The sequence below is a fragment of the Streptomyces sp. NPDC036984 genome, from assembly GCF_055607665.1.
Window position 1 is genome coordinate 241,737 of the sequence record NZ_JBVJRL010000005.1, and the last position, 14,746, is coordinate 256,482.

At 70.4% G+C, this 14,746-nt stretch carries 14 protein-coding genes and 1 pseudogene; 5 read left to right on the top strand and 10 right to left on the bottom strand.

Annotated elements, in window-relative coordinates:
* Positions 1 to 58 precede the first annotated feature (58 nt).
* The 4 genes from ACZ7DL_RS12925 to ACZ7DL_RS12940 form a co-directional block, all read right to left on the bottom strand.
* Entirely contained in the window at positions 59 to 1,087 is a 1,029-nt protein-coding gene (locus ACZ7DL_RS12925; RefSeq protein ID WP_470773893.1) for a hypothetical protein, read from the bottom strand.
* A gap of 97 nt (positions 1,088 to 1,184) precedes the next feature.
* Positions 1,185 to 1,934, bottom strand: coding sequence for a succinate dehydrogenase/fumarate reductase iron-sulfur subunit (locus ACZ7DL_RS12930; protein ID WP_470773894.1), 750 nt, complete (start codon positions 1,932 to 1,934; stop codon positions 1,185 to 1,187).
* Entirely contained in the window at positions 1,931 to 3,880 is a 1,950-nt protein-coding gene (locus ACZ7DL_RS12935) for a fumarate reductase/succinate dehydrogenase flavoprotein subunit (protein WP_470773895.1), read from the bottom strand. The genes ACZ7DL_RS12930 and ACZ7DL_RS12935 overlap by 4 nt, the downstream gene beginning before the upstream one ends.
* A 1-nt stretch (position 3,881) precedes the next feature.
* A complete protein-coding gene (locus tag ACZ7DL_RS12940; RefSeq protein WP_470774084.1) occupies positions 3,882 to 4,550 on the bottom strand; it encodes a succinate dehydrogenase in 669 nt (222 codons plus the stop codon).
* Positions 4,551 to 4,670: 120 nt separating this feature from the next.
* Between ACZ7DL_RS12940 and ACZ7DL_RS12945 the strand changes: the two genes are divergently transcribed.
* Positions 4,671 to 5,555 carry a LysR family transcriptional regulator gene (locus ACZ7DL_RS12945; RefSeq protein WP_470773897.1) on the top strand — a complete coding sequence of 295 codons (885 nt, stop codon included), beginning with the start codon at positions 4,671 to 4,673 and terminating at the stop codon, positions 5,553 to 5,555.
* A gap of 160 nt (positions 5,556 to 5,715) precedes the next feature.
* On the opposite strand, the gene ACZ7DL_RS12950 is transcribed toward ACZ7DL_RS12945, so the two are convergent.
* A complete protein-coding gene (locus ACZ7DL_RS12950; protein WP_470773899.1) occupies positions 5,716 to 6,123 on the bottom strand; it encodes a DUF4345 domain-containing protein in 408 nt (135 codons plus the stop codon).
* The gene (locus ACZ7DL_RS12955; protein WP_470773901.1) at positions 6,089 to 6,646 is read right to left on the bottom strand and encodes a DUF6463 family protein; all 558 of its coding nucleotides are present in this window, start codon (positions 6,644 to 6,646) and stop codon (positions 6,089 to 6,091) included. The genes ACZ7DL_RS12950 and ACZ7DL_RS12955 overlap by 35 nt, the downstream gene beginning before the upstream one ends.
* A gap of 241 nt (positions 6,647 to 6,887) precedes the next feature.
* Here ACZ7DL_RS12955 and ACZ7DL_RS12960 point away from each other — a divergent pair, with 241 nt between their 5' ends.
* On the top strand, positions 6,888 to 7,832 hold the full coding sequence (locus ACZ7DL_RS12960) for a LysR family transcriptional regulator (protein WP_470773903.1): 945 nt from the start codon (positions 6,888 to 6,890) through the stop codon (positions 7,830 to 7,832).
* Positions 7,833 to 7,942: 110 nt separating this feature from the next.
* Here the strand turns inward: ACZ7DL_RS12960 and ACZ7DL_RS12965 are convergent.
* Positions 7,943 to 8,119: pseudogene (locus ACZ7DL_RS12965) on the bottom strand (DUF2867 domain-containing protein); the annotation flags it as partial.
* Positions 8,120 to 8,124: 5 nt separating this feature from the next.
* Between ACZ7DL_RS12965 and ACZ7DL_RS12970 the strand changes: the two are divergent.
* Entirely contained in the window at positions 8,125 to 8,640 is a 516-nt protein-coding gene (locus ACZ7DL_RS12970; RefSeq protein WP_470773905.1) for a TetR family transcriptional regulator, read from the top strand.
* A gap of 116 nt (positions 8,641 to 8,756) precedes the next feature.
* On the opposite strand, the gene ACZ7DL_RS12975 is transcribed toward ACZ7DL_RS12970, so the two are convergent.
* The 3 genes from ACZ7DL_RS12975 to ACZ7DL_RS12985 form a co-directional block, all read right to left on the bottom strand.
* Entirely contained in the window at positions 8,757 to 10,901 is a 2,145-nt protein-coding gene (locus tag ACZ7DL_RS12975) for a putative bifunctional diguanylate cyclase/phosphodiesterase (RefSeq protein ID WP_470773907.1), read from the bottom strand.
* Entirely contained in the window at positions 10,898 to 11,710 is an 813-nt protein-coding gene (locus tag ACZ7DL_RS12980; protein ID WP_470773909.1) for an SAM-dependent methyltransferase, read from the bottom strand. Before ACZ7DL_RS12980 ends, ACZ7DL_RS12975 begins: the two co-directional genes overlap by 4 nt.
* A 273-nt stretch (positions 11,711 to 11,983) precedes the next feature.
* Positions 11,984 to 12,949, bottom strand: coding sequence for an SCO0930 family lipoprotein (locus ACZ7DL_RS12985; protein ID WP_470774086.1), 966 nt, complete (start codon positions 12,947 to 12,949; stop codon positions 11,984 to 11,986).
* Between the two features lie 791 nt (positions 12,950 to 13,740).
* Here ACZ7DL_RS12985 and ACZ7DL_RS12990 point away from each other — a divergent pair.
* Both ACZ7DL_RS12990 and ACZ7DL_RS12995 read left to right on the top strand, forming a co-directional pair.
* The gene (locus tag ACZ7DL_RS12990) at positions 13,741 to 13,869 is read left to right on the top strand and encodes a hypothetical protein (RefSeq protein WP_470773912.1); all 129 of its coding nucleotides are present in this window, start codon (positions 13,741 to 13,743) and stop codon (positions 13,867 to 13,869) included.
* Between the two features lie 32 nt (positions 13,870 to 13,901).
* A complete protein-coding gene (locus ACZ7DL_RS12995) occupies positions 13,902 to 14,666 on the top strand; it encodes a bestrophin-like domain (RefSeq protein WP_470773914.1) in 765 nt (254 codons plus the stop codon).
* The last annotated feature ends 80 nt before the right edge of the window (positions 14,667 to 14,746 follow it).

A 14,746-nucleotide genomic window follows, 5' to 3' on the forward strand; every position in this document is an offset into this window, starting at 1 on the left:
GTGCATGACCTGTGCCAGGAGAGCGGATGTGGGGGTGGTGAACGCCGGGGTCGGCGGGTCAGCCGTCCTTGCTGACGCACCCGGCGAGCAGCCGCCCGGCCTCCTCCGGAGCGAGCACGCGCTCCAGGACGAGGTCGCCCCTCATGTGCGGGAAGAACCGGCCCGCGGGCCAGCCGCGCTGGTAGGGCGGCGGGTCCAGGACGAGCAGCCGTACGCCGTCGACGACGGGGATGTCCGTGGGCGTGCCCTCGTTCCACACCCAGGCACCGGACGGGGTGACCAGGTTGAAGGAGCCGGTGGTGTCCACCTGCCCGGGCTGGTCGCGGCAGACGGCGGCCTCCTCGGCGGAGGGGGCGCGGCCGGGCAGGTGGCCGCCGCCTATCAGGACGTCGGCGAGCAGGGTGTGCAGCTGGAAGTTGTCGCCGATACCGCTCATGCGCAGCGCGTAGCCGGTTCCGGTGGGGCGGTGCAGGACGACCAGTGGTTCGTCGTCGAGCACGAGCAGGGCGTAGGCCAGGCACTTGAAGTCGTGTCCGGAGGCCTCCTCCACCGACCGCAAGACCTTGAACAGGCCGGCGCGCGTGTCGGCGTCGAGGGCGGTGCGGACGGCGGCGTGGTTGAGCATGGCGACGGAGGCCATCTCCCACTGGTGCAGGGTCAGCCAGGCCATGGCCGCCTCCGGCCCGACCCGGTCGAAGAGGCCCTCGTGAGCCTCCTCGGCCTCCGGGTCGGGGAAGTCGCCGCCGCCGGTCGCCTCCCAGCGCTCGCAGAACTGCCGGGCGCCGTCGAGCGTCTCGGCGAGCCCGGCGAGGATGTGCGGCCCGCAGACCGAGGCGTCGGCACCGCGCTCGACGCACGCGCCGACGATCACGGCGACGGTGGCGCGGGGCCCCGGCGGGACCTCGTCGAGTATGCCGGCCAGCCGTGGCCCGGCCTGGTGGAACTCCGCGTCGGCCGCCTCACCGAAGAACCGGTGCATGTCCTGGAAGTGCTGCTGCGACCGGTCGGCGTCCCGTTCGCGCACAGCGGCCTCGAAACCGGATACGGCATCGAGGAACCGCTCACTCCCCTTGTTTCCGAAGATCATGTGCGGAGACTACCGGCGCCCGTGAAACCAGACGGGGCCGGGGAGCACCACTCCCGGCCCCGCCCGCCCGCCCCTTGTCAGGCGAACGCTCCGGCGCTCAGCGCTTGCCCACCTTCCGGGTAGCCCTCAGCCACTCCCTGTTCATGCTCGTGATCGACACCAGCGGAATCCCCTTGGGACAGGCGGTCGCGCACTCCCCCGTCAGCGTGCACCCGCCGAACCCCTCCGCATCCATCTGCGCCACCATGTCCAGCACCCGCGTCTCCCGCTCGGGCGCCCCCTGGGGCAGGACGTTGAGGTGGTTGACCTTGGCCGAGGTGAACAGCATCGCCGCCCCGTTGGGACACGCGGCCACACACGCCCCGCACCCGATGCACTCGGCGTGCTCGAAGGCGAAGTCGGCGTCGGCCTTCGGGACCGGCGTGGCGTGGGCCTCCGGCGCGGACCCGGTCGGGGCGGTGATGTAGCCGCCGGCCTGGATGATCCGGTCGAACGCCGACCGGTCCACCACCAGGTCCTTGATCACCGGGAACGCGGCCGCCCGCCACGGCTCGATGTCGATCGTGTCGCCGTCCCGGAAGGACCGCATGTGCAGCTGGCAGGTGGTGGTGCGCTCCGGCCCGTGCGCGTCGCCGTTGATGACCAGCGAGCACGCACCGCAGATGCCTTCGCGGCAGTCGTGGTCGAAGGCGACCGGCTCCTCGCCGGAGAGGATGAGCTGTTCGTTGAGGACGTCCAGCATCTCCAGGAAGGACATGTCGGGCGAGATGTCGTCCACCTCGTAGGTGGACATCGCTCCATCGGCGTCGGCGTTCTTCTGCCGCCAGACGCGCAGGGTGAGCTTCATGCGTAGCTCCGCTGGGTGGGGTGGACGTACTCGAAGACCAGGTCTTCCTTGTGCAGGACGGGGGCCTCGCCGGTGCCGGTGAACTCCCAGGCCGCCGCGTAGCCGAACGCGTCGTCCCTGCGGGCCGCCTCGCCGTCCGGGGTCTGGGACTCCTCGCGGAAGTGGCCGCCGCAGGACTCGGCGCGGTGCAGCGCGTCGAGGCACATCAGCTCGGCGAGTTCCAGGTAGTCGACGATGCGGTTGGCCTTCTCCAGCGACTGGTTGAACTCCTCGCCGGTACCGGGGACCTTGATGCGCCGCCAGAACTCCTCACGGATCTGCGGGATGCGCTCCAGGGCCTTGCGCAGCCCCGTGTCGGTGCGGGCCATGCCGCAGAACTCCCACATCAGTTCGCCGAGTTCGCGGTGGAAGGAGTCCGGGGTACGGTCGCCGTCCACCGCCAGCAGCAGGTTGATCCGGTCCTCGGTCTCGGCCAGCACCTCCTGGACGACGGGGTGTTCGACGGTGACCGCCTCCTGGTGCGGGTTGCGGGCCAGGTAGTCGTTGATGGTGGCCGGCAGCACGAAGTAGCCGTCGGCCAGGCCCTGCATCAGCGCGGAGGCGCCGAGCCGGTTGGCGCCGTGGTCGGAGAAGTTGGCCTCGCCGATCGCGAACAGGCCGGGGATGGTGGTCTGGAGGTCGTAGTCGACCCACAGGCCGCCCATCGTGTAGTGCACGGCGGGGTAGATCCGCATCGGCACCTCGTACGGATCCTCGTCGGTGATCCGCTGGTACATGTCGAAGAGGTTGCCGTACCTGGCCTCGACGGCCTTGCGACCCATGCGCTTGATGGCGTCGGCGAAGTCCAGGTACACGCCCTGCCCGCCGGGGCCCACTCCCCTGCCCTCGTCGCAGACGTTCTTGGCGGCGCGGGAGGCGATGTCGCGGGGCACGAGGTTGCCGAAGGACGGGTAGATGCGCTCCAGGTAGTAGTCGCGCTCGTCCTCGGGGATCTCGTTCGGCGGGCGGGTGTCGCCCGGGGCCTTGGGCACCCAGATCCGGCCGTCGTTGCGCAGCGACTCGCTCATCAGCGTCAGCTTGGACTGGTGGTCGCCGGTGCGCGGGATGCAGGTCGGGTGGATCTGCGTGAAGCAGGGGTTGGCGAAGTACGCGCCGCGCCGGTGCGCCCGCCAGACGGCGGTCGCGTTGGAGTTCATCGCGTTGGTCGACAGGTAGAAGACGTTGCCGTAGCCGCCGGAGGCGAGGACGACGGCGTCCGCGAAGTACGTGTCGATCTTGCCGGTGACCAGGTCCCGCGCGACGATTCCGCGGGCCCGGCCGTCGACGACGATCAGGTCCAGCATCTCGGTGCGCGGATGCATCTCCACGTTCCCGGCGGCGACCTGCCGGGACAGCGCCTGGTAGGCGCCGAGCAGCAGCTGCTGGCCCGTCTGGCCGCGGGCGTAGAAGGTGCGGGAGACCTGGACGCCGCCGAAGGAGCGGGTGTCGAGCAGGCCGCCGTACTCGCGGGCGAACGGCACGCCCTGGGCCACGCACTGGTCGATGATCTCGACGGAGATCTGCGCGAGGCGGTGCACGTTGGACTCGCGGGCCCGGAAGTCGCCGCCCTTGACGGTGTCGTAGAACAGCCGGTGGATCGAGTCGCCGTCGTTTCGGTAGTTCTTCGCCGCGTTGATGCCTCCCTGCGCGGCGATGGAGTGGGCACGGCGCGGGGAGTCCTGGTAGCAGAACTGGACGACGCGGTAGCCCTGTTCGGCCAGGGTGGCGCCCGCGGAGCCGCCGGCGAGGCCGGTGCCGACGACGATGATCGTGTGCTTGCGGCGGTTGGCGGGGTTGACCAGCTTGGCCTCGAAGCGGCGGGTGTCCCAGCGCTCGTGGATCGGCCCGGAGGGGGCCTTGGTGTCGGTGACCGGCGCGCCGGTCGCGTAGTCGGCGTAGGTAGTCATGTCAGCTCACCACTCCGGTCATGACGCCCACGGGTACGGCGATGAAGCCGGCCGTGAGCAGCAGCGCGAGGACGTCGGCGACGGTCTTCAGGGCGCGGTCGCGCCTCCGGCTGCCGGCGCCGAGGGTCTGGGCGGCGCTCCAGAAGCCGTGCCGGATGTGCAGGCCGAGCGCGAGCATCGCGACGATGTAGATGACGTTGCCGTACCAGGTGGAGAAGGTGTCCACGACGTTCTGGTACGGGTGGCCCTCCTGGAAGCCGGGGTGCACGGTGCCGGTCGTGATGTCCAGGATGTGCCAGACGATGAACAGGCCGAGGATGACGCCGCCCCAGCGCATGGTGCGGGTGGCGTAACTGGCCCTCGGCTTCTTGTGCACGTACTTGCTGGGCCGTGCCTTGATGTCGCGGCGGCTGAGCTGGTAGGCGGACGTGGCGTGGGCGACCACGGCGACGAGGAGGACGACCCGGATGAGCCAGAGCGTCCACTCGTAGTGCATGAAGGGTTCGCCGACCGTGCGCAGCCAGTGCCCGTAGTGGTTGAACTCCTCCGGGCCGAAGAAGATCTTCAGATTGCCGATGACGTGGGCGACCAGGTACAGCAGCATGATCAGGCCGCTGACGGCCATCACCGTCTTCTTGCCGACGGAGGAGTCCCACATCGTGCGCGCCATGGACGGCCGTCGGTCCGTCCGCGTTGCCAGAGCCATGGCACAAGACGCTAGGGCCGAACAGGCCAATCGGTCCAAGACATGGTCCAGCTCGATTCAATAGCCGGAAGCTATCGTGACACCATGCAGTTCCAGCAGCTCCAGTATTTCGTGGCCGTCGCCGAGACCCGGCACTTCACCCGGGCCGCGGAGCTGGTCCATGTCGCCCAGCCGTCGCTCTCGCAGCAGATCAAGGCGCTGGAGCGGGAGCTGGGCGCGGATCTCTTCCTGCGCGCGCGGGGCAACATCACGCTCACCGACGCCGGCGAGGCGCTGCTGCCGCTGGCCCGGCGCATCCTGGCCGACACCGACACCGCCCGGCACGAGGTGCAGGAACTGGTCCAGCTGCGTCGGGGGCGGGTACGGCTGGGGGCGACGCCGAGCCTGTGCACAGGGCTGCTGCCGGATGTGCTGCGGGCCTTTCACGACCGCTATCCGGGCATTCGCCTGCTGATCGAGGAGGGCGGCTCGCACGACCTCGTGCGGGGGCTGGCGCGGGGTGCGCTCGACCTCGCGCTGATCGTGCTGCCGCTGCCGACGCCCGCGCCCGCGCTGACGACCGTGGAGCTGCTGCGGGAGGATCTGGTGGTGGTGTCCTCACCGGAGGCCCCCCGGCCCGGCGGCGGGCGGCGCACCGTACGGGTCGCCGACCTGGAGGGCGAGCGGCTGGTGATGTTCCGGCACGGCTACGACCTGCGGGAACTGACCGTGGCCGCGTGCCGCGCCGAGGGCTTCGAGCCGGAATTCGCGGTGGAGGGCGGGGAGATGGACGCGGTGCTGGGCTTCGTACGGGCCGGACTGGGCGTGGCAGTCGTCCCGCGCATGGTGGCCACCCGTTCCGGGCGCGGACTGCGGGTGACTCCACTGGCCCGCCCCGGCCTGAACCGCACCATCGCACTCGCCCACCGGAGCGACGTGGCGCCGCCACGGGCGGCACGGGAGTTGCAGCGGATGCTGCTGGAAAGGTGACCGCATTCCGGTCCGGGGGACGGGCCGTGGCGGTCGGCCAACGACCCAGGTCTGGCGGTCAGCGGGTCCGCATGGAACGACCCGAGCTCACGGGGCAGTCACGGGCACGTGCGGTACCGGTCTCATCGGATCAACCGACCAACCCACCAAAGAGACACGCTCACGCGCGCGACCGGGCGAGCCGGGTCTGCCAGGCGAGGAGAGCGGGCGGAAGGAGCAGTTCGACGCCGATGAACGCCGTGTGCAGCGGGTGCGGTGCTCCGACCGCGAGGAAGGAGACCAGCCGCGCCAGCCCGCCGAGGAACACCGCACCGAACACCGCCCGCAGTCCGGTGCCGTTGCGCTCGACGTGTGGCACGAGCCACAGCAGGACCAGACCGAGAGTCGTCCAGACACCGGCGAAGAAACGGTAGTTGCTGTCCACGGTGGTGCTCACCTCCGGATGTCCCGGCAGCGCGGCCGGCCCGGAGACGACATCGAGACCGCCGGTACCGAGCACGATGAGAGCGAGCACGACAAGAACGGTCTGCAGACTACGACGGAAGGGCACGGTGGCAGCCTTTCTCACGATCGGTCGCGGGGTCGTCAGCAGTCGCGGCGCGGCCGGGCGCGGGGGGCGGCAACCCCTCTGGACGCGCCGGCTCGAGTCCGGCATCACGATCCGTTCCGGGCCGGCCTTCGGTCTCCTGGCCGCAAGGTCGTATGGCATGCTGCTTCGACCGGCGAGACGCGATCAGCGCCATCACGCCGATGACGGGCAGCGCCCAACTGCCGGTGGCGGGGAAGCAGATGACGCACAGCGGCACCCCGACCGCCATCAGAAACCAGCCGACCTGGGCGGGCAGCCGTCCCGTGGCGTGGAGCGTGTGGTGCGTGAGTGAACCGAAAGCCAGCAGCACCACGCCTGCCGCCATGAACCACACGGTGGCCTCACGCGGGTAGTACTCCTCCGCATGCTGGTCAACGACACTGGCGAGGAACCCGTCGCGGGCGATCCCGGACCAGTCGTTGGGCTGGACGAACGCCCAGGCGAAGTGGAGCACCGCCGTGGCAATCATGAGCCGCGGCACCCAGCGGGCGAGGCCGTTCATCCGTTTCCCTTCCGGCCGGCCGATGCCAGGCGCAGGTTCGGACTGCTTCCGGACTGCGGACGGGAGTCGTCGCCGTCCCTGATCTCCTGGACTTCAGTCTGGTTGCCTGCACGGGGTGAGGGAAGATCAGATCGATGTGACGGTCCGGGCGATTGATAGCCTGCGCTGCATGGGGATGGGTGGGGCACCTCAGCAGAAGCCGCTTGACCTGGATATGGGTGGCATTGCCTCCGATCCGAGCGTGCACCGGTTACGACTGCTGCTCGTGCTGTCGGAGGAACTGCATTTCGGGCGGGCGGCACGACGGATGTTCATCAGTCAGCCCGCGTTCAGCCGGCAGATCCGGGCCCTCGAGGAACACCTCGGCGTGTCTCTGGTCGAGCGGTCCACGCGACGGGTGGAACTGACGGCGGCTGGGGAGGCTCTGCTGCCCCGGGTGCGGGCGGTGGTGGAGGCCGCCGACAGCCTCCGCCAGGCGGCTGGAGCGGAGGCCCACTCGCTCTCGGGCCGGCTGGTGCTCGGCTCGTACATCACCGCGCTGCCCGTGATCCGGCTGATCGTCGAGCGTATGCGCGAGCACCACCCGCGCCTGGAGATCGAGCTGCGGGAGATCGACTTCGTCGAGCAGGCCGGTGTCCTCCTGGAGGGGCATGCCGACGCCGTTCTGTGCTACGAACCCATGCCCGCCGGAATCCAGACTCTTCCACTGGCCGCCGAGCCACAGGTCGCCTGCCTCCCCGAGAGCCATCCGCTCGCCGACCGCAACACGCTGACCCTGGCGGAACTCGCGGACGTGCCCGTCATCGGCCTTTCGGAGCGCGTGCCCCGGCAGTGGCGCGATTTCTGGGCGGCGGACCCGCGCCCCGGGGGAACTCCGGTGCAGTACACCGATCACGGGGCGACCACGTTCGAGTCCAGTATCTCCGCCGTCAGCCTGGGGCACGGCATTCGCTTCGTCTCCGCCAGTTGCCGGGTGCTCTTCCCTCGTCCCGGCATCCGCTACGTCGACGTCGTCGATCTGCCTCCCTGCTCGGCCGCGCTCGCCTGGTCGGCCACGCACCGCGACTCCCCGGCGGTCGCCACACTCCGGCACGTCGTCCACCAGCTGGCGAGCGCCGACGGTGCACCGGGTGCACCGGGTGCACCGGCACCGAACAGCTGTTGGTGGGACGTCCGCAGCGGATGACGCGCGGCCGCCTCCTCGTGGGGGCGGCTCGGCAGTACGGAGATCCCCGGTACGAGCGGCTGAGCATGTGACGGGTTCGCTGAAGCTGCCCCACGAGTACGGGGAGCCGGTCAGCGCGCGCTGCGTCGGGTGGCGTTCGCTTGCCACTCGCGGCCGATGGAGCGCATCAGGGCGGGGTAGACCCCGATGTAGCGGAAGGGCTTGACGGCGGCCATGTAGAGCGTGCCGAACAGCCCGTTCGGCTTCACCAGGACGGCCATCTGGCCGCGGTAGCCGCCGGAGCCGTCCTGGCTTGCGAGCACTGGTCGAAGGCGGCCCCGAGGCCGTCCGGATCGAGGCCCTGGCGCAGGCGCTCGCCGTCAGCAAGGGCGGCTTCTACGGGTACTTCCGCAACCGCGGCGCACTGCTCGCCGAAATACTCGACACCTGGGAGTACGAGGTCACCGAGAGCGTGATCGAACAGGTCGAAAGCGGCGGCGGAGATGCCAGGGCCAAACTGGAGCGGCTGTTCGACATCGTCGCCGCCACCACCGACGGTCCGGTGCGGGGCACCACCGCCGATATAGCGATCCGCGACTGGGCCCGCCGGGACCCTGCCGTCGCCGTGCGCCTGCGCCGGGTCGACAACCGCCGTATGGACTACTTGCGTTCCCTGTTCTCCGCCTTCTGCCCCGACGAGGACGAGGTCGAGGTCCGCTGCCTGCTCGCCGTCTCGGTGCGCATCGGCAACCACTTCAATGCGGCCGACAACGGCAAGCACAGCCGCGCGGAGGTGATGGAGCTGATCAGGCAACGGCTGCTGAAGTAACCTCCCCGGGCGCCCGGTCACGAAGCCGGGGGCATGTGGCAGCGGGTGGCGATGCCTCCGGACTCGGCGGCCAAAGCCCAGCCGGCCGCATCACCGACCTGTCCGGCCAGTAACACCTAGCCCGACGCATCCACCAACGCCAGGTCGTGGAGTCTCTCCGGGGGGCCGGGGCGGGCGTAGTACCAGCCCTGGGCCGTGTCGCAGCCCAGGATCCGCAGTTGTTCGGCCTGGGCACCGGTTTCCACGCCCTCCACCGTGACGGCCAGGTCGAGGCTGTGGGCGAGGGAGACGATTCCCTCCACGATCTTCAGATCGACGGGGTCGGCGGGGAACTGCTGCATGCCCCGGGTGAAGGAGCGGTCGAGTTTGAGGATGCTCACCGGCAGCCGGCGCAGGTTGGCGAGGTTGGAGTAGCCGGTGCCGAAGTCGTCCAGGGCGATGTCGACGCCCATCTCGGCCAGCCGGCGCAGCGGTTTGAGCAGGTCGTCGTCGGCGCCGATGAGGGCCGATTCGGTGACCTCCAGGCAGAGGGCGTCGGGGGTGACGCCCGCCCGTTCGAGGATGTCGACCGTGTCCTGGACCAGACCGGGATGGCTGAGCTGGCACGGCGAGAGGTTGACGTTGATGCGCAGGGGGCCGGCGGCGGTCTGTTCGCCGTGGCGTTCGCGCCAGGCGCGGGCCTGGCGGATCGACTCCTCCAGGACCCAGCGGCCGAGCGGGACGATCAGGCCGGTGTGCTCGGCGAGCGGGATGAAACGGTCGGGGCCGAGTACGCCGTGCTGCGGGTGCAGCCAGCGCACCAGGGCCTCGGCGCCGCGCACGCTGCCGTCGCCGAGGTGCACCAGGGGCTGGTACTCGATGAAGAACTCGCCGCGTTCCAGGGCGGTCGGCAGGGCCGTGGTGAGGCCGTGCCGGGTGATGGCGCGGGCGTCGGCCTCGGGGTCGGCGAGTTCGGAGCGGTTGCCGCCCGCCGACTTGGCCCGGTACATGGTGATGTCGGCGCTGCGCAGGACCTCGGCGGCGGTGCGTTCGCCGGCCGGGCCCTCGACGATGCCGAGGCTGCCGCGCACCAGGAGGTCGCGGCCGTCGACGCTGATGGGGGTCAGGAGCGCGTTCATGATGCGGTCGGCGAGTTCGTCGACCTTGCGGTCGGTGCCGGGGCCGGTGGTCAGGGCCACGAACTCGTCGCCGCCGAGCCGGGCCACCATCTCGCCGGGCGCGGTCGCGCAGGACTGCAGCCGGTCGGCGACCTCCACCAGCAGCCGGTCGCCGGCCGCGTGACCGAGGCTGTCGTTGATGGTCTTGAAGCCGTCCAGGTCCAGGTAGCACAGGCCGAAGCGCTGGCCCTCGCCCGCGTTCAGGGCCTTCTCCAGCCGCTCGAAGAACAGCGTGCGGTTGGGCAGGCCGGTGAGGGCGTCGTGCGTGGCCTCGTAGCGCAGCCGGAGGTTGAGCAGCCGGCGCTCGGTGGTGTCCTCCATGAGGGCGAGCTGGTACTGCGGGGAGCCGTCGGCGTCGCGCAGCAGGGAGACCGTCAGGTTGGTCCACAGGACCGTGCCGTCGGGGCGGTTGAAGGCCTTCTCCACGTGGTAGTGCTCGCGCTCGCCGCGCACGAGTTCGTCGTAGAGCCGCCAGGTCTGCGGGGCGTCCTCCGGGTGGACCCACTCCTGGACGCTCCGGCCGCGCAGGGTCTGCTCGGAGAGGCCGAACATGCGCAGCAGCGCCTCGTTGACTTGGAGGACGTTGCCGTCCAGGTCGGCGATGCCGATCCCTATGGCGGCGCCCTCGAACACCGCGCGGAAGCGGGCCTCGCTGGCGTGCAGCGCCTGGGCCACCACGCCCTGGGCGCGCAGCGCGGCCTGGGCGATGGCCTCCTGCTCGGCGAGGGTGCGCTCGCGCAGCGCCTGGGCGTAGCCGGCGGCCATCGCGTGCAGCAGCCGGGAGGAACGCATGCGCAGTTCGTCCTGGGGGCCGTCCTCGCCGCAGTACAGGACCAGGTAGGCGTCGACGCAGTCCAGGGTGCGGGTGAGCGCCTCGGGGTCGGTGCAGTGGGCCCCGACCAGGGCGGCGCCGACGGCTTTCGCCGCGTCCGCGTCGAAGTGACGGGCGCGCAGCAGGTCGCTCAACCGGCGTGCGAGCGGCAGCAGTTGCTCTTCGAACTCGGCGCGGGTCAGCGACGTCGAGGTCACCGGGAAGACCACCCGGCTCCAGATCGTCGTCAGCCGGCGCAGTCTGTCCTCCGGCCCGTCCGGCTCCGCGCTCACGCCGTACGCCCCACGCCGGCGAATCCGGAGAAGGCATACGGATCCTCGTCCTCCGGCGCCGACTCCGGGCGCCAGTGCGGCATCGGCACCAGTCCGGGTTCCACCATGTCGTACCCCTCGAAGAACCGCGCGATCTCGTCGCGCGAGCGCATGATCAGCGGGTTGCGAATGTCCTTGTACACGTCCACCGCACCCTCGGCCCGCTCGGCGGGCACCGGGATTCCCTCGTACGAGGCATGGGTGAGGATCAGCAGGCTGCCGGGCGCGAGTGCCTCGCGCAGCTCGGCCACCGCACCGTACGGGTCGTCCGCGTCTTCCACGAAGTGCAGTATGGCAACGAGGAGGAGGGCCACTGGCCGATTCAGGTCGATCAGCCGGTCCAGTCGGGGACTGGCGAGGATCTCCTGGGGCTTGCACAGATCGGCGGCGATCACCTCCGCGTTCTCGTTGCCCGTGAGGACCGCCTGGCTGTGGGCGACGGCCACCGGGTCGTGGTCGACGTAGACCACGCGGGCACCGGGTACGGCCGCCTGGGCCACCTCGTGGACGTTGCCGAACGTCGGGATGCCCGAACCGATGTCGAGGAACTGGGTGATGCCCTCCCCGGCCGCGAACCGCACGGCCCTGCGCATGAACGCCCGGTTGGCCTGCATGATTTTCGGCAGACCCGGCATGAACTCCATGGCCTTGCGGGCCGCTTCCCGGTCGACCTCGAAGTTGTGCGAACCGCCCAGGTAGTAGTCGTAGATCCGCGAGACGCTGGGCACCGAGATGTCGATGCTCCGTGGGGCCCAGGCGGGACGCTCCATGTATCTCTCCAAGGCGTGGACAGGGGTAGGCGATCCGGTGTTCGAGCAGAGGCTACTGATCGACCGCCAAAGGAGCGACCTGAACCGGAAATTGACCGTCCGTTCCCGGTCACTGCCTGCGGCAAGTGCCCGTATGGCCCCGCTGTGTGACGGCTGTGCCGTCCGACTCGCCTGCTCCGTACACAACGATCCGCCCCCTCCGTGCGGTGCGGAGGGGGCGGATCTTCGGTCGCGCGCCGGGTCGGGCGGGGCGATCGACCCTGGGGAGGTGATCTAGTTGCCCGGCGCGCCGACCGGCTTGCCGTCGGGCGAGACGGCGTACCACGTGCCGCCCACGCCCTGACCGTTGGTGTCGCCCGGGGCCTTGTCCCCGGAGAAGGTGTAGATGGGCCAGCAGTTGACCGTCATCTGCTTGATCCCGTCGGGCCGGGTGAAGGGCATCAGGCCCTTCTTCTTCACGCCCTCGGTGTCGTCGGAGCCGACCGGTCCGACGGCCGGCCACTTCTCCAGGCAGGCCCCGGTGCAGTTGGAGACGGACTTCGGCCAGGCCTTGTCCTTCAGGAAGCGGTAGACCGTCATGCCGTTCCTGTCCACGACGACCTCGCCGAGCTTGGGGTCCTTGCGGACGGACAGCCCGGGCAGGTCGGACAGCTTGGCCTTCTTGCCGTTGGGGGCGAGCGCGAACCACTTTCCGCCCACGCCCTGGCCGTTGACGTCACCGGCGTTGACGTCCTTGACGTAACGGTAGGCGGGCCAGCCGCCGATGGTGAGCTGCTTGCTGCCGTCGGCCCGGGTCACCTCGCCGAGCAGCGCCTTGTCGATGCCGGCACCGGCGGTGGCGTCGTCGGCGGGGACCGGCGGCCAGGTGGTGGCGCAGTCGCCGTCGCAGTTCGACTTGGGCGGGTTGGCGGTGTCCTTGTCGAACCGGTAGAGGGTGAGGCCGGAGCCGTCGGTCAGCACATTGCCGAGGTCGGGGTTGGCGGCCACGGACAGCTTGCCCGCGGGGGAAGCCGGGGCCGCGGAGGCGGAGCTCTGCTTGCCGTCGGCACCGTAGCCGTTGCCCGTTCCGGTCGCGGTGCCGGCACCCGGGTTGCCGTAGTCGCCGGCCGCGGCCGTGGCTCCGACGTTCTGGGCCGCCGACGCGGGAGTGGTGGCGTTGTCCTGACCGCACGCCGTCGTCAGCACCAGCACCGCAGTGGCTGAGGCCACCAGTGAGGCGGTCCGCCAGGAGGTCTTCATCGTCAACTCCCCATTATCGCCTGAATATTGCAGCGCCTCTGTGCCGCCGCACGGCCATGGGTACGCACCGCAGGGGCCGCAGCGTTCAACGGCGGCCGGAATTTCTTTCCGGATCCTGTGACGGTGCCGCCCGCCGCGGGTGCGTACCTCCGCGCGCGTCACGCCGATTCAGGCTCTTCCGCCCGTCAAACCACTCATCGCACCATCTCCCTCTTTCGGAGCAATCTCGACGCACTACGGCGTACGGCGGCGCTCCGCCCCTCATGATCTTCGTCGTGCATGGACCCGAAGTGACCCGATGCGCGCCCGCCACAAGAGTGTTGGCCCTGTTGACGCTGACCTGGACCCTGGTGGGCTGTCCGGCCGGCAGCGCGTCGGCCGACGCCTGCGCGTCCGCCTCGACGGGCCCGGACGGCACGGTGGCGGTGGCCTACGCGGGCGGCCACCACCACTGGCCACCGCCACCCTGTCCGAAGCCGCCGCCACCGTGTCCGCCCTCACCCACGCCCCCACCCACGCCCACGCCGCCCCCGCCGCCCAAACCGACGCCACCGCCGAAGCCGACGCCACCGCCGAAGCCGACGCCCCATCCGACGCCGACGCCGAAACCCACACCGAAACCCACGCCCAAGCCAAAGCCGAAGCCGCCCACCCGGCCCGCTCCGCCACCCCCGGCACCCCCGGCACCCCGGCCGACGCCCCCGCCGGCGCCCACCCCGACGCCGGCGCCCAAGCCGAAGCCCACGCCGAAGCCTCCGCCCACACCGACCCCGCGGCCCTCCGTGACCCCGGTGAGCTACCCGGCGTATCACCCCCACGCCATCAGCCACCCCCGGCGCGGTCACACCAAGCCCGTCACCTATGTCCTGCTCATCACCGTTCCCGCGATCGTCGCCGTCGCGGCGCTGCGCCCGCGCTGACGCGCCGGCCCCCTCACTTCTGGAGGCACCAGTTGTCGGATTGGCTTGTTCTCGTCCTCGCGATGCTGGGGGCCTGTGGCGTGGTGGTCGTCATCACGCTGCTGCGGCACCGGACGGCGTCCGAGGACGAGGATCCCAGCGAGACCCCGGATGTCATCGAGTACATGACGATGTGGATCGGTGTCATCTACGCCATCGTCCTGGGCCTGGCCATCGCGGGCGTGTGGGAGGCCCGCAGCACCGCCCAGGACTATGTGCAGTCGGAGGCCCAGGCGCTGCACGAGATCTCGGAGCGGGTCCGGGTCTACCCGCCGGACGTCCGTGACCGCATCCGCGACGACGTGGACAGCTACGTCGGTTACGTCGTGCACACCGAGTGGACGCGGATGGCGGCCGACGAGGAGGTCACGGTCCGCGGTGGTGAACTGCTCCACAAGATCCGCGAGGACGTCACCGACTACCGGCCGAAGAACGACTTCGAGGCGCAGACGTACCAGCCACTGCTCGACCAGTTGGCCGCCGCCGACCAGGCGCGCACCGCGCGTGCCGACTCCACCGGGGCCACCATGCCGTCGGTCGTGTGGTGGGGCCTGATCACCGGCGGGCTGATCACCATCGCGATGGTATTCGCCCTCCAGATCCGGCGCACCGGGCGGGAACTGCTCCTGGCCGGGGTGTTCTCCGCGACCATCGCCTTCATGCTGTTCCTCATCTGGGACTTCGACGCGCCCTTCAGCCGGGGCATCGCGGTGACCGCGGAGCCGTTCCTGAACCTGTTCCCGGGCGTCACCGGATAACCGCCCGGCAGCGGCCCCGGCCCGCGCCGGTCCACCTGGTCCGCGCCGGACCATGCCGGACCGCGCCGGACCACGACAGG